This window comes from Formivibrio citricus (assembly GCF_900115065.1).
Lineage (GTDB): Bacteria > Pseudomonadota > Gammaproteobacteria > Burkholderiales > Chitinibacteraceae > Formivibrio > Formivibrio citricus.
On record NZ_FOVE01000030.1, the window covers coordinates 1 to 14,934 of the forward strand.

Annotated in this window: 12 protein-coding genes and 1 pseudogene; 6 read left to right on the plus strand and 7 right to left on the minus strand. The window is 60.8% G+C overall.

Annotation, left to right across the window (positions count from 1 at the left end):
• The 3 genes from acnB to BMZ36_RS13870 all read right to left on the minus strand — a co-directional run.
• Positions 1-2,575 (minus strand): bifunctional aconitate hydratase 2/2-methylisocitrate dehydratase (gene acnB / locus BMZ36_RS13860; RefSeq protein WP_091198221.1); only part of this gene is annotated, 2,575 nt, incomplete at its 3' end.
• Between the two features lie 70 nt (positions 2,576-2,645).
• Positions 2,646-5,270: an aconitate hydratase AcnA gene (gene acnA, locus BMZ36_RS13865; RefSeq protein WP_091198225.1), complete on the minus strand. Its 2,625-nt coding sequence runs from the start codon at positions 5,268-5,270 to the stop codon at positions 2,646-2,648.
• A 196-nt stretch (positions 5,271-5,466) separates the two neighbouring features.
• Complete coding sequence (locus BMZ36_RS13870; RefSeq protein ID WP_091198258.1) at positions 5,467-6,417, minus strand: NAD(P)-dependent oxidoreductase; 951 nt, start codon at positions 6,415-6,417, stop codon at positions 5,467-5,469.
• A 550-nt stretch (positions 6,418-6,967) separates the two neighbouring features.
• On the opposite strand from BMZ36_RS13870, the gene BMZ36_RS13875 reads away from it, so the two are divergent.
• Genes BMZ36_RS13875 through BMZ36_RS13880 form a run of 3 tightly spaced genes read left to right on the plus strand, consistent with a single transcriptional unit; the run spans position 6,968 to position 8,854 of the window.
• Positions 6,968-7,888, plus strand: coding sequence for a branched-chain amino acid transaminase (locus BMZ36_RS13875; protein WP_091198228.1), 921 nt, complete (start codon positions 6,968-6,970; stop codon positions 7,886-7,888).
• Positions 7,889-7,942: 54 nt separating this feature from the next.
• Positions 7,943-8,083, plus strand: coding sequence for a hypothetical protein (locus BMZ36_RS14585; protein WP_177187898.1), 141 nt, complete (start codon positions 7,943-7,945; stop codon positions 8,081-8,083).
• A 36-nt stretch (positions 8,084-8,119) separates the two neighbouring features.
• Positions 8,120-8,854, plus strand: coding sequence for an ABC transporter substrate-binding protein (locus BMZ36_RS13880; RefSeq protein WP_091198231.1), 735 nt, complete (start codon positions 8,120-8,122; stop codon positions 8,852-8,854).
• Positions 8,855-8,927: 73 nt separating this feature from the next.
• Here BMZ36_RS13880 and BMZ36_RS13885 read toward each other — a convergent pair whose 3' ends face one another.
• Positions 8,928-9,401 (minus strand): YbaK/EbsC family protein, encoded by a 474-nt coding sequence (locus BMZ36_RS13885; RefSeq protein ID WP_091198234.1) that lies wholly within the window; start codon positions 9,399-9,401, stop codon positions 8,928-8,930.
• 163 nt (positions 9,402-9,564) lie between these two features.
• Here BMZ36_RS13885 and BMZ36_RS13890 point away from each other — a divergent pair, with 163 nt between their 5' ends.
• Positions 9,565-10,578: a nucleoid-associated protein gene (locus BMZ36_RS13890; protein WP_091198237.1), complete on the plus strand. Its 1,014-nt coding sequence runs from the start codon at positions 9,565-9,567 to the stop codon at positions 10,576-10,578.
• Between the two features lie 43 nt (positions 10,579-10,621).
• A pseudogene (locus tag BMZ36_RS13895) lies at positions 10,622-10,810 on the plus strand (4-oxalocrotonate tautomerase); the annotation flags it as partial.
• Here the strand turns inward: BMZ36_RS13895 and BMZ36_RS13900 are convergent.
• The 3 genes from BMZ36_RS13900 to BMZ36_RS13915 all read right to left on the minus strand — a co-directional run bounded on the left by BMZ36_RS13900 (position 10,807) and on the right by BMZ36_RS13915 (position 14,210).
• Positions 10,807-11,730, minus strand: a complete 924-nt coding sequence (locus tag BMZ36_RS13900) for a 2-hydroxyacid dehydrogenase (protein WP_091198244.1) — start codon at positions 11,728-11,730, stop codon at positions 10,807-10,809. The pseudogene BMZ36_RS13895 and the gene BMZ36_RS13900 overlap by 4 nt on opposite strands.
• A gap of 650 nt (positions 11,731-12,380) precedes the next feature.
• Complete coding sequence (locus tag BMZ36_RS13910; protein WP_218142739.1) at positions 12,381-13,337, minus strand: DMT family transporter; 957 nt, start codon at positions 13,335-13,337, stop codon at positions 12,381-12,383.
• 3 nt (positions 13,338-13,340) lie between these two features.
• A complete protein-coding gene (locus BMZ36_RS13915; RefSeq protein WP_091198253.1) occupies positions 13,341-14,210 on the minus strand; it encodes a LysR family transcriptional regulator in 870 nt (289 codons plus the stop codon).
• A 366-nt stretch (positions 14,211-14,576) separates the two neighbouring features.
• Here BMZ36_RS13915 and BMZ36_RS14770 point away from each other — a divergent pair.
• Positions 14,577-14,934, plus strand: a 358-nt coding sequence (locus tag BMZ36_RS14770; RefSeq protein WP_143086075.1) for an aconitate B, incomplete at its 3' end; no start/stop codon positions are given.

Here is a 14,934-nt window from a genome sequence, read left to right on the forward strand (position 1 = left end):
CCGCCACCTCGCTGAACTCCGCAATCCGGTCGAAGTTCATGTAGCGGTACACCTCGGCGGCCTTCTCGTTCACGGCGCTGACCCGCTCCATGTACTCGGCCGGGGTCGGGATTTTGCCCAGCAGCGCACACACCGCCGACAGTTCGGCCGAGCCCAGGAACACTTGTGTTTCCAGCCCCAGGCGGTTCGGGAAGTTGCGTGTCGAGGTGGAGATCGCGGTACTACCCTTCCTGATCTGCGCCTGGTTGCCCATGCACAGCGAGCAACCCGGCGGTTCCATGCGCGCGCCGCTGCTGCCGAGTACGGCGTAGTAGCCTTCTTCGGCGAGAATCATGGCGTCCATCTTGGTCGGCGGGGCGATCCACAGCCGAGTCGGGATGTCGGTCTTGCCGGCGAGGACCTTTCCAGCAGCGCGGAAGTGGCCGATGTTGGTCATGCAGCTGCCGATGAAGACTTCGTCGATCTGGGTGCCGGCGACTTCGGACAGGCGCTTCACGTCATCTGGGTCGTTCGGGCAGGCGAGGATCGGTTCCTTGATGTCGGCGAGGTCGATTTCCAGTACGGCGGCGTAGTCAGCGTCGGCATCCGGTTCCAGCAGTTGCGGGTTGGCAATCCAGTCTTCCATGGCCTGGATGCGACGGGCGAGCGTGGTGCGGTCTTGGTAGCCGTTGGCGATCATCCATTTCAGCAGGGTGACGTTGGAGCGCAGGTATTCGAGGATCGGCTCCTGGTTCAGGCGCACGGTGCAGGCGGCGGCGGAACGTTCGGCGGAGGCGTCGGAGAGTTCGAAGGCTTGTTCGACCTTGAGATCGGGCAGGCCTTCGATTTCGAGGATGCGGCCGGAGAAGATGTTTTGCTTGCCTTCCTTGGCGACGGTCAGCAGCCCTTGCTGGATGGCGTAATACGGGATGGCGTTGACCAGATCGCGCAAGGTGATGCCGGGTTGCATTTCACCCTTGAAGCGCACCAGCACCGATTCGGGCATGTCGAGCGGCATGACGCCGGTGGCGGCGGCGAAGGCGACCAGGCCAGAGCCGGCCGGGAAGGAGATGCCGATCGGGAAGCGGGTATGGCTGTCGCCCCCGGTGCCGAGGGTATCGGGCAGGCACATGCGGTTGAGCCAAGAGTGGATCACGCCATCGCCCGGACGCAGCGCGACACCGCCACGGGTGGAGAAGAAGCCAGGCAGGGTGCGGTGGGTCTGGATGTCGACCACTTTCGGGTAGGCCGCCGTGTGGCAGAAGGATTGCATGACCAGATCGGCGGAGAAGCCAAGGCAGGCGAGATCCTTGAGTTCGTCGCGGGTCATCGGGCCGGTGGTGTCTTGCGAGCCGACGGTGGTCATTCTGGGTTCGCAGTAGGCGCCGGGGCGCACGCCCTGCCCTTGCGGCAGCCCGCAGGCGCGGCCGACCATCTTCTGGGCCAGCGTGTAGCCCTTGCCGGTGTCGGCAGGGGCGTTCGGGGTGCGGAATAGGGTGGACGGGGCCAGTCCGAGGGCTTCGCGGGCCTTGGCGGTGAGGGCGCGACCGACGATCAGCGGGATACGTCCGCCGGCACGGACTTCGTCGAAGATGACTTCGGATTTGACGCTGAATTCGGCGATAACCTGGCCATTCTTGAAGGCTTTGCCTTCAAACGGACGCAGTTCGATTTCGTCGCCCATATTCATCTGACTGACGTCGAGTTCGATCGGCAGGGCACCGGCGTCTTCCATGGTGTTGTAGAAGATCGGGGCGATCTTGCTGCCGAGACAGACGCCGCCAAAGCGCTTGTTGGGGACGAAGGGGATATCTTCGCCGGTGTACCACAGCACGGAGTTGGTGGCGGATTTACGCGAGGAGCCGGTGCCTACGACGTCACCGACGTAGGCGATGAGATGACCCTTGGCCTTGAGGCTTTCCAGCAACTTGAGCGGGCCGCGCTTGCCGGGTTCGTCCGGTTCGATGCCGGGACGAGCGTTCTTGAGCATGGCGAGCGCGTGCAGCGGGATGTCGGGGCGGGTGGTGGCATCCGGTGCGGGCGAGAGGTCGTCGGTGTTGGTTTCGCCGCTGACTTTGAAGACGGTGACGGTGAGGCTTTGCGGGACTTCAGGGCGCGAGGTGAACCATTCGCCGTTGGCCCAGGATTGCAAAACGGATTGGGCGTTGGCGCTACCTTGGTCGGCAAGCGCTTTGACGTCGTTGAAGTAGTCGAAGATCAGCAGGGTTTTCTTCAAACCTGCTGCGGCGAGTTCGCCGACGACCGGGTCATTGAGCAAGTCGATCAGCGGTTTGACGTTAAAGCCGCCGAGCATGGTGCCGAGCAGTTGCGTGGCCAGTTCGCGGGACAACAGGCCGACAACTTCTTCGCCCTTGGCGACCCTGGCGAGGAATTCGGCTTTGAGCTTGGCGGCGTCGTCGACGCCTGCCGGCACCCGTTGGGTCAGCAGCTCCACGAGAAAAGCTTCTTCGCCGGCCGGCGGAGCCTTGAGCAGGTCAATCAACTCGCTCGTCTGTTTCGCAGACAGGGGCAACGGCGGGACACCCAGCGCGGCGCGCTCGGCTGCATGCTGGCGATAAGAAACCAGAAAACTCATGATGATCTCCTGATAATTTGAATACGACTCCGACGATAAAAAAGGGGCTGGTTTACCCTGCCCCATCTGCTTACTTGGCTTGATTACGCATCACGTTCTGCAGAATGTACGGAATGATCCCGCCGGCCTGCAGTTCGGCGACTTCCAGCGAGGTTTCCACTGCGGCCGTCGCCGTCAGATGCTCGATCTGGCCATCGCGGCGCACGATGCGCACCGGCACGGCCATTCTCGGCTTGAGGTCTTCCGGCCGCACATCGACTTCAATGCAGTCTTCGAGATGCAGTGCCAGAGTTTGCGGCGTTACACCCTGCGGCAAGCGCAACGGCAACACGCCCATACCGATCAGGTTGGAGCGGTGAATGCGCTCGAAGCTCACGGCCAGTACGGCTCGCGCATTCAGCAAGCCGACCGCCTTGGCTGCCCAGTCGCGCGAGGAACCCATGCCGTAGCGCTCACCGGCCACAACTACCACCGATGTGCCCTCTTGCTGATACCGGTTTGCGGCTTCATGCAGGAACAGGCGCTCGCCGCTCGGAACATGGATGGTCTGCCCTGCTGCCAGCGTTGGATCGAGGAAATTGACGACCGACTTGTTGGTGAACACACCGCGCAGCATCACTTCCCAGTTGGAACGGCGCGAAGCGTAGACGTTGAGATCGTCCGGGTTCTCGCCGCGCTCGGTCAGCCACCGCCCGGCTTCGCTATTAGCCGGAATCTGGCCGACCGGCGAGATATGGTCGGTGGTCATGTCGTCGCCAACCGCCAGCAGGATGTTGGCACGGTACTGGCCCAGGCGGGTTGGCAACTTGGCGCTGGCAAACGGCGGGCGACGGATATAAGTCGACTTCGGATCCCAAGGAAAGACTGCCGTATCGGGTGCTTCGAGCTTCTTCCAGGCTTCGCTGGCTTCGGCCGCATCATAAGCAATGGCAATATCCGTCGGATCGATGGCTTGTTTTAGAGCGGCCTGGATCTCTTCCGGGGTTGGCCAGAGGTCGGCGAGATAAATCAGCTTGCCATCCTTGCTGGTACCAATCGGATCTTTCTGGATGTCGCGCAGCACGTCGCCAGCCAACGCGTAGGCAATCACCAGCGGGGGCGAGGTGATAAAGCCCGCGTCCAGTTCGGGATGCACCCGGCCGGGGAAGTTGCGGTTGCCGGACAGCACCACGACCGGCAGGATGTTCTGCACCTGCATCGCCTCGATGACCGGAGCGGTCAGCGCACCGGAGTTGCCGATGCAGGTAGTACAGCCGTAGCCGACGATGCCGAAGCCGACGGCTTCCAGATCGGCCAGCAGGCCCGCGCGCTTGAGGTAGCGCTCTGCGGAAGGTGATCCCGGTGCCATGGAAGTCTTGACCCAGTGCGGCGGAAGCAGGCCGGCGGCATGGGCTTTTTTCGCCAGCAGGCCGGCGGTCAGCAGCAGTTCGGGGTCGGAGGTGTTGGTGCAACTCGTGATTGCGGCAATGGCGACCGCGCCGTCGGACGGGTTTTTCTTGTCCGCGAAACGGCGCAACTCCTGGCGCTTGCTGGCCGCCAGCAAGGCCGCCGTGGTTTCGGAGGTCGGGATGCGGTCCTGCGGCCGACGCGGGCCGGCCACGCAGGGGGTCGCTTCGCCCATGTCGATTTCGATCACGTCGCTGTAGCGCGGCACGGCTTCCGGATCGAACCACAGGCTCTGGCGCTTGGCGTAGTCTTCGACGAGCCTGATCTGCGCATCGCAGCGGCCGGTCTGGCGCAGATAATCCAGCGTATGGCCGTCAATCGGGAAATAGCCGCTGTTGGAGCCATATTCCGGCGCCATGTTGGCGATGCAGGCCCGAGCACCGGCCGAGAGCTGCGCAACGCCGGGGCCGAAGTATTCGACGAACTTGTCGGCCAGATTGATTTTGCGCAGGCGCTGCGTGATGAGCAGCGCCAGATCGGTTGCCGTGGCTCCGACCTGCAGACAACCCGTGAGGCGCACGCCGATCACGTCCGGGATGCGCAGCATGACCGGCATGCCGAACATGACGCTTTCCGCCTCCAGCCCGCCCACGCCCCAGGCCAGCACGCCGATGCCGTTGATCATCGGGGTATGGCTGTCGGTACCAATCAGGGTATCCGGGTAGGCCCAGAGTGCCCCGCCCTCTTCCTTGGCACTGACCACGGTCGCAAGGCGCTCCAGGTTGATCGTGTGCATGATGCCGGTGCCAGGCGGGTGGGCGCGCAGGCCCTTGAGAGTCGACGAGGCCCATTTGGTGAAGCGGTAGCGCTCGGCATTGCGGCGCATTTCGTTGGCCATGTTCTTTTCCATCGCGTCGGGCGTGGCAAAGAAATCCACCGGCAGCGAGTGGTCGGTCGACACGTCCACCGGCAGGACCGGGTTCAGCTTAGCAGCATCGAAGCCCTCTTCATCCAGCACGCTGCGCATCGCGGCGATATCCGACAGCGCCGGGCCGCAGGTGGTGTCGTGCATCAGGATGCGGCCGGGATAGAACTCCATCTCGGCCTCGCTGCCGCCGGTCTGCAACCAGGCTTTCATCGCATCGAACACGGCGGCCACGGTGACCTCGTCCGTGCTCTTGCGCAGAATGTTTTCCAGCAGGATGCGCTGAATCCACGGCAGGCGCTCCAGATCCGGGCCGACCGCGGCCGGCAGGTCAATGATGCGGTAGGTTTGGTTTGAGCTGATGAGCTCGGCGGTGCGGTTCATGGTGTACTGCTCCTTGATAATCCTTGATCAAAACTGTATCCCTGAAAACCTCACCACGAGTCACAGAGACAAGGAGAAGATCGAAAATCAACAATCCGTAAATATTTGAACTACCAGAAAAAATTCCCTGTGCATTGGCATGGGTTTGCTTTTCTCTGTGTTCTCTGCGCCTCTGTGGTTAACCTGCTTTTCAGGTTTATTTCACCTGCGAGGCAGGCTGCTCGCCCGCAGCGACCCGCTGGATGTTTTCCCAGGCAAAACGGGCGCGGCGGAACCAGCCTTCATGCGAATGCCCGGCGGTATGCGGGGTTAGCACGACGTTGTCGAGTTCCAGCAAACCGCAGTTGGCGGGCACCGGCTCTTCGTAAAAGACATCCAGCCCGGCGCCGGCGATCCAGCCTTCGCGCAGGGCGATTTCCAATGCCTCTTCATCCACCAGTTCCGCGCGGCTGGTGTTGAGCAGCACTGCAGAGGACTTCATCATGTCCAGCTCGGCTACGCCGATCATGCCGCGCGTGGCATCGGTCAACGGCAGATGGAAGGAAATAATGTCGGATTGGCTCAACAGGGTTTTAAGATCGACGCGCGTGCCGCCGAATTCGTCGCCATTGGCCGAGCCGCGGTCACAAAAAATAATCTCGGTTTCGAACGCCTTCAGCCGCTTGGCGACCTTGCTGCCGATATTGCCGACCCCGACCAGCCCCACCGTCTTGCCGGCCACCTCGAAGGTGTTGCCGCCGGTCACCGGTTTACGCCAGGTTCCTGCCCGGACCGATTGATCACACTGCAACAGCTTCTTGTACAGCGCCAGCAACAGGGCAATCGTATGCTCGGCAACGGCCCAGGCATTCGCCCCGCCGTTGGTCGAAACCGTGATGCCCAGCTCGCGCGCGGCCCGGATATCGACCTTGTCGTAACCCGCCGTCAGCAACTGGATATGCTTGAGCTTGCGCGCTGCCTGCAATACCGGGGCGGAGATGTCTGCCGGGTGCAGCAGCAGGAACTCGGCATCGCGGATCAGCGCTTTCTTGTCTTCTTCGGAACAGTTGCTGGAGTGAACGGCCAGCTCGAACCCTTCCAGCGCATAGCCCTGCATGATCTCGGCAACCTGCGCGGATTGCCCGTTCAAAAACAAAACATTGTGCATCTTCGCCTCCTGGGCATGGCGCAACCGGATTGCGCCAGCATTGCTTATTATTCATACAAAATACAATTATGGGCGCAGATGCGCCCTCGGCATCCACGCGAACCCGCGTGACTGACTGCTAGCACGCTTTGCTGCACCTCCATGACAACTATTTTGCACTTTGTTTTATCAAAATACAATGGTAAGCGGTGCGCTTGATACAAAATTTCTGCGAGGGGATAACCCTTAACAAGACAAAGCCTTGTTAAGGGTTATCTGCTGCCTCGCCCCCAGTCGTCGGCCATGAACCAGAACCGGCAGCCCCACCGAAACAACCTCAACCGGCAAGCCGCTCACGCAAAAAGCCGCACAAGCTGGTAGACAAATTGTGTATTTTGTTGATATAAAATGCAATAAATGCGGTTCGTTATGGCGTGACGTCTTGGCCCATGAGACTTGGCCGTTTTTCCGGCAAGGATTGCGTAACAGCCATGCCGATCATTCATTCGCCACCCGATTGAGGCCTGCAACCAGACGAAGCCCCACCCCACTTCACAAAGGAGAAAACATAATGTCGATGTCGGATCGTGACGGCGTCATCTGGTATGACGGCAAACTGGTGCCATGGCGCGAAGCCACCACGCACGTGCTCACACATACCCTGCACTACGGCATGGGAGTGAAGGAAGGATTGCGGGCCTACGAAACGCCCGCAGGCGCTGCGATCTTTCGCATGCAGGATCATGTGGCGCGCCTGTTTCGCTCGGCAAAAATCGTGGGGATGCACCTTCCGTTCTCAAAAGACGATCTGTGCCAGGCCCAACTGTCCGCAGTCCGGCAGAACAACCTCAAGTGCGGCTACCTGCGCATGATGGCCTTTTACGGATCGGAAAAGATGGGCATCGCCCCGCCCAAAAATGACGTGCACGTCATCGTTGCTGCTTGGTCGTGGGGGGCGTATCTGGGCACGGAAGGCTTGCAGAAGGGGATTCGCGTCAAGACTTCGAGCTTCAATCGCCACCACGTCAACGTGACCATGTGCAAGGCCAAGGCCAACGGCAACTATCTCAACTCGATCATGGCGCACGAAGAAGCTGTCGCCAACGGCTACGACGAAGCGCTGCTGCTGGATGTGGACGGCTACGTTACAGAAGGCCCCGGTGAAAACATCTTCATCATCCGCGATGGCAGGGTGTACACGCCAGAGTTGACGGTCTGCCTGGATGGCATCACGCGCAACACAGTGCTTCACATCGTCAAGGACATGGGGCTGGAAATCATCGAAAAACGCATCACCCGCGATGAAGTCTATGTCGCCGACGAAGTCTTCTTCACCGGCACTGCCGCCGAAATCACCCCGATTCGCGAACTGGATCACCGTCAAATCGGCACCGGGGCGCGCGGCCCGGTCACTGCGGAAATCCAGCAGCGTTATTTCGACATCGTGCAGGGGCGGAATGAAAAATATGGGGATTGGCTCACCGTAGCATGAACACAGGCTTTACCTGCTTGCCATGAATGCTTCCATGAGCGCCTGAATTTGCGGTTGCAGCAAAGAACGCGATTGCTGGCCGGGCATCACCGCAAGCGCGTTTTCTTCCCGCGCTTCAAGCGTGGTCATGTCACCATGAGCCGCAGCGCCCGACGCCTGATGGATAACGTGGTTTTTTGCCCGAAAATCCTGTAAACACAGAAGACACTCCCCGCTTGAACGAGGTCGCACATGAATACAGCATCGCATCTGGCAAACGCATTGGCCCCTGAGGGTGTGCTGCGGGTTTCCATCAACTACGGCAATCCGGTGCTGGCGCATCGGGATGCAAAAACCGGAGCACCGGCAGGAATCTCGGTTGATATTGCCCTGGAGCTGGCGCGCAGGCTGGGCGTAACGACTGAATTCGTCACATTCGACGCCGCGCGAAAATCCGTGGAAGCCCTTGAATCGGGGGTAGCCGACATCGGTTTTTTTGCCGCCGACCCCTCGCGCAGCAAGGACATTCATTTTACCGCGCCCTATCTGATGATCGAGGGATGTTATCTGGTAAGGGAATGCGCCCCCGTCAAAATCAATGACGATGTGGATCAGCCGGGGATCAAGGTGGCGGTCGGCAAGGGCAGCGCCTACGATTTATTCCTGAGCCGCAACCTGAAACATGCCGAAATTGTTCGCGCGGACAATCCGGCCTTGGTGATTGAAGTATTCAAAAACGAGAACATCGATGTCGCAGCAGGCGTCAAGCAACAGTTATTGGCAGACATGAAAAAGATGCCGGGGCTGCGCATGCTGGACGGGCGCTTCATGGAAATACACCAGGCGTTGGCCTTGCCTGCCGCGAAAGGCAGCGCCGCATGCGAATTCATGGATGCGTTTGCGGAGAGCATCAAACGATCCGGATTTATCACCGAGGCAATCCATCGACATGGCATTCCAGGGGTAAACGTCCCGGGCATTGCATAAGCTGTAGAAAATTCGATTTGATCTGACGGTCTCCCGTTTTGACGGTGTCGGATTGTCAGATCAATGAAGTGATTCAGACTTCTTGATACTGCTGACACACATCCACCCACACGCCAGCGGTGACTTCCGCCAGCTGCGCCGGGCTGATGCGCACCGCGCTGTGAACCGCGCCGGCCGCGGGCAACACTTCGTCGAAATCCTGCAGGGTTCTGTCGAGATAGACCGGCAGCGGCTGGCTCAGGCCGAAGGGGCACACCCCGCCGACCGGGTGGCCGGTAAGCTCGACCACCTCTTCCACCGGAAGCATCCTGCCCTTGCCGAAGGCATCCTTGAATTTGCGGTTGTCGATGCGGGCATCGCCGCGCGCGACCAGGATGATGGCCTGCCCGTCATTCAGGCGGAACGACAGGGTCTTGGCGATGCGCCCCGGCTCCACGCCATGCGCTTCTGCGGCCAGCGCCACGGTCGCGGTACTGACTTCCAGCTCGATGATCGGGATGTCCAGTTGGCGGGCGGAAAAGAAATCGCGGACGGATTGCAGGCTCATGGCAGTTCCCGAAACAAGACAAAAACAGGAGGCAAACTGTAGCGGCCCGCCCGTTTTTCGACAAGGGAAGCGGTTGGCAGTTGCGCACGGCCGGCATTGCGCAAATCGGCGCGGCGGCCGAAAATCTCGTCCCTCCGGTTGCTCTTCCCGACAAGGTCTCTGCATGAACACGCCCACCATGAACCTCATCATCCACAAGCTCTGCAAGGAAATGCACGGCCCCGCCAGCATCGAACTGCGCCAGCAAGAAATGACGGTCTCGCCGCTGGCCCGGCAGTTGGTCGATCAGCTGAGCGAGCTGTACTCGGCCAAGGCGGGCAAGGGCTATGGCAAGTTTGAAGAGGATGAAAACAGCTTCCCGCTGCCGCGCCTGCTGCGCGGGCTGGTTCAGGACCAAAGCCTCGACTTCGGCGAATTGACCCGGCAAATGATGCAGAACCTGCTGGAGCGGGTGCAAAGCGAACCGCTGGCCAGCGGCGGCTATGTGCTCTTCGCCCGCGTGCGCAACGGCGCCGCGGCGGATTTCCTGCTGGTGGCGATCATTTCCGAGGCACGAGGAACGGCGCTGACTGCGGGGCTGGAAATGGTCGAAAGCCCCTACCTCGATCTCGCCAACTTGCGCGTCGCCGGCAAGATCGATCTGGCGGCCTGGCTGAGCGACAGCGGGCGCTACATCAGTTTCCTGAAGGGGCGCACCGAAGTGGCGCAGTACTTCAAGCAGTTCCTGGCCTGCAATGACGTCGTCGCGGCGCTGAAGGAAACCCAGAAGCTGATCAAGGGCATCGAGCAGTTTGCCGAAGCGCAGCAGATGGAGCCCGAAGCGCGCAACCAGTTGTTCGAAGAAGCGCACCGCTATCTGGACGACCTGGGCGAAAACGATCTGCCCTGGAGCGTGGATACCGTAGTCAACCAGCTCTGCCCGGATGCGCCGGAAGCCCTGCGCGCCACGCTGAAGAGCGAAGAGCTGGCGCTGTCGGAAGGTTGCATCCCGGACCGCCGCGCCATCCGCCCCTTGCTGCGCTTCAAGGCATCCGCGCCCAACTGGAAGCTGGAGTTCAACCGCAACAGTCTGCGCAGCGGCGACGTGATCTACAACCGCAACAACGACACCATCGTGCTCTACAACATTCCCGACGAGCTCAAGCGGGAGCTGCAGGCGGAAACCCGGAAGGAATGATCCGGAACAAGGTCATCCGAAAACCCACCCACCAAGGAGTCATCTCATGCCCACATTGCATATCGAGCTGTTTGCCGGTCGCACCCCGGAAAAAAAACGCGAGCTTGTCGAAGCACTGACCAGCGAAACCTGCCGCGTACTGGGCTGCGAGCCCGGCGCCGTCGACATCATCCTGATCGATGTGGAGCGCGAGAACTGGGCCACCGGCGGCAAGATGTGGTCGGAGTCCTAGTATCCCCGACAGCGTTCAACCACCCCCGTAACCGGCTCGCCGGCAGCTAGCCCGCGCAGGTTGGCAGCGATCTGGCTGACCGCTTCTTCCGGCACCGTATCCGCGGCAACATGAGGCGTAATCATGACGCGCGGATGCAACCAGAAAGGGTGGTCCGCCGCGAGCGGCTCCTGCGCGAAAACATCAAGCATCACGAAGCGCAGATGCCCCCGGTTCAGGTGGGCCAGCAGCGCCTCCTCGTCGATGAGGCTGCCCCGGCCCGCATTGATGATCGCAGAGTCCTTGGGCAGCAGGGCCAAGCGCTCGGCATCGAGCAGATGCCGGGTTTCGGGCGTGGCGGGCAATACGCTGAACAGCACATCCGTCTCCGGCAACAAGGCCCGCAATGCCGCGTCGCCATGCACGCAGTTCACCTGCCCGACCGCTCTGGGCTGGCGACTCCAGCCTGTTACCCGGTAGCCCATGCCGGCCAGATGTTGCGCGACTTGCGCCCCCAACTGCCCCAGGCCCAGCACCGAAACCCGGACCTCGCCGGCAAGCCGGGTCGGCTGGGCCAGCCATTGACCGGCGCCCTGCTGCTGCCGGTAAACATCCATGTAGCGCTGGTAGTGCAGCACGCCATAGAGACAATACTCGATCATCTGCTTCGCCATGCCCGCATCGGTCAGACGGACAATCGCGACCTGCTCGGGGATGTCGTCGCGCCCCAGCATTTGATCGACCCCCGCCCCCATGACGAACACGGCCTGCAGATTCGGGAAGCGCCGGAAAAAACCGGCGGGCGGCATCCAGACCGCCGCATGCGTAACGGCTTCGGGATCGACCTCCTGTGGCCAGCAAGCGATCTCCCGGTCGGGCAACGCCTCTTGCAACAGACGGAAATAGAGTTCCTGCTGGTCCGGCGAGTAAAGGTAAAGCATGTTCAATCCTGCTGTTTTCTTGGACTGGAAAGATTATGGCTGATATGGCCAGCTTTGCACCGGCCTTGTGTGACGTCCGCCTCTCAGGTTCTCAGGGAGAGGGCCGGGGTGACGGCGGATTCGGCAAATACGTCCGATTCACCCCCACCCTAACCCTCCCCCTGAAATGGGGAGGGAATAACAAAGGAGAATTGAAGGTAATGCCGTTCACTTAAGCCAAGTGAGCGGCATTTTTATTGACCCGAGCTGCATGCAGCACGCCCCGCCCTGGAAGGCGCCGAGAAGCACAGCAAGGCGCGGGAATTCGGCGAGCACTGTTTGAGGCCGCAGACCGAGTTGCGCAGCCGCCGCGTCTTGCGCGCATCGCAGGGAACCCCGCAGGGGCGCCGGAGTGGGCTCGCCTAGGGGTGAAGGGGATTTGAACAATGCTGCTCATGCCCATGCGGCAAAATCGTCACTCCAGCGCAGAGGCATGCTCGCATTTGACTGGCCAGTAGTCAGTCACGCAGGTTTGCGTGGATGCCGAGGCACGCATCCGCGCCCCAGTCGCACGAAGCGAACCGCCGCCATAGCACGGCTATGGCGAGGATGAGTGACAAAGCGAATGGGGATGCAGGGCGTGTCGAACATAGCAGAATCTGCGTGACTGACTACTTGTTCCGCACCGCCCACAACACGCCGGCGAGCAGCAGGCCGATCCCCAGAAACGTCAGCGGCGCCGGCCATTGGCCACGCAGCAGGAAGGCATACAAAAGCGCGGCGAGTGTTTCGAAAACGATCAACTGGCCGACCAGCGCGGTGGGCAGGCGCTGGCTGGCCTCGTTCCAGCACAGCGTTCCCAGCCAGGAAGCGAAAAGCCCGATGGCGGCCATCAGCCCGACAAAAGCGAAGGGACGGGGACCGAAAGGCATCGGGAACGAATTGCCGTCCACTGCCAGCCACAGCCACAACAGGAGGTAGCCGGTCAGCGCCAGCGGCAAGGTCGCCAGCCCCTGCGCGGTGGCCCAGGTGCGGGGACTGCGGCCGGGATGGTGGCGCAGCCAGTCGGCGTTGCGCAGGGGATACCAGGTCCAGCAGGCGACGGCGACAATCGCGAACAACACGCCGCTGGCATAGCGTGCGAGATCGGCTGTCGAACGTTCGGTCTGCGTGGCCAGTTCGGCCTGGTTGACGCAGGCGATGCCGGCGGCGATCAGCAACAGCGACGGAAACAAGCGCGCCCACGGCAAGCGGCCGTCGCGCTGGTGGTTGCGCAGATTGGCGCTGATTGCGATGACCACCGGCAGGGTGCCGATGATCATCGTCGGCAAAGGGGCACCCGCGCGCTGGATGGCGCTGGCCAGACAGAGGTAGTAGACAAGGTTGCCGATCAAAGCCAGCTTGAGCGCTTCGATCCAGTCGGAGCGGGTCAGGCGTGCGATTTCGGCGCGGTCGATCCATCCCAAAGGCAAGGCGATCAAACCGAAGGCCAGGTAGCGGCCGAAAGACTGCAACGCGGCCGGATATTCCGGCAACAACAGCGGCCCGACGAACACCAGCCCCCACATCATGCCTGCGGCCAGCGCGAACGCTACGCCCGCGCCCATATTTCCTTCAGTGTTATGCAATGCTTATCCGGGGATCAATTGTTGGGTTCTCAGATAATCGATGAACGCCCGGACCGTCAGCAGTTCCATGGCCCCATCCGCACACAGCAGCCAGGTCTTGCGAACCATGGGAGCGCCATTGCGCCACGACAGCGGTTTGACAAACAGCGCATCGTTCTTGGGCAGGCCAATGGCGGGCAGGATCGTCCACCCCAGACCATTGAGCGCCAGTTGTCGCGCGGTGTCCATGGTATTGACCTCCATCGTCGTATTCGGGGGCTTCTTGAAATGATGCCGCCACCAGTCGTCGATATCCTTTTGCAGCGTCGGATCGGTGTTGTAGCGGATATGCGGTTTGCGCAGCAAGTCGTCGAACTCGAGATTCTCCATGGACACAAGGCAGATCGGTTCTTCGCCCAGCAGGAGTTTGTCTCCGTCCCAGGCATGCTCCCCGCGCACCACGCCCAGCACGATTTCCTGTTTTTCCAGCATGCGCAGAACCTGGTAGCTCAGGCCGGTCTTCAGCGAAAATTCGACTTCAGGGTACTGTGCCAGAAAGCCCTTCAGCATCGAGGGCAGGGAGTAATGGGCAAAGACCGCGGAGGAACCCATGCGCAACGCCCCCTGCACCTTGTTCTCCATGTTCTTGATGTATTCCTTGACCTTGTCGAAGCGCTGCACCATCTCTGTCGCATAGGCAAGCAGGTATTCGCCTTGCGGGGTGAAGACCACGCCGCTGGGAACGCGGAATACGATCTGGGCTCCGATTTCCTCCTCCATGCTTTTCAGGCGATAGGTCAGCGCCGGCTGGGTGGTAAAAAGACGCGCAGCCGCTTTGGTGATGTTCCGTTCCTCGGCCACCGTCTTGAGGATCCGCCAGTCCTTGTCATCCATTCAGCCTCTCCTTGCGACGCCAAGTGAATCGTTTTTCAAATCATGATGTTGCGTACAGTTTACACAGCCCGCTCTTTATTATGTAGATAAGAATTTCTTATTTACAACGATAAGAAAATAACATTTTATATATCGACAAAAGACCGGGAGAATACACACACTTGCCCTTGCATTCAAACGCGGGATCACCGCCTCACGCGGCTGAAACAGGTGCCGCAAACACGGGGCGAGCGCGGGATCGGGAGCACAGCGATGATGCTCCGAAAATACGGAACAAACGGGACGGAAAACCCAAAGAATCGACCGGCCCGGAACAATTCAACCGTCGTACCAAGCTCCAATCAAATTCTGACCAGGAGGAGTTAAATGATCAACCGTCGCAGTTTCATCATCCGCAGCGCCGCCACCACGGCAGCCGCCACCATCGCGATCACCTCGCAAGCTGAAGCCAAGGAAGCGATTGTCCAAAAGGGCAAAGGCGCCGCCGCCAAGGGCAGCGCACCGGTCAGCATCCCGATGGATGACGCCAAGAGCAAATCCGTCATTTTCGATGCCTACCGCAAGCATGCCGCCGAACGCGCCGCCATGGGCATCCCGCCGCTGCCGCTGAACCCGACCCAAACTGCCGCGGTCGCCTTCCTGCTGCGCAACCCGCCCAAGGGTGAAGAAGCCTTCCTGATGGACCTGATCACCAACCGTGTCCCGCCGGGCGTGTCCGAATCCG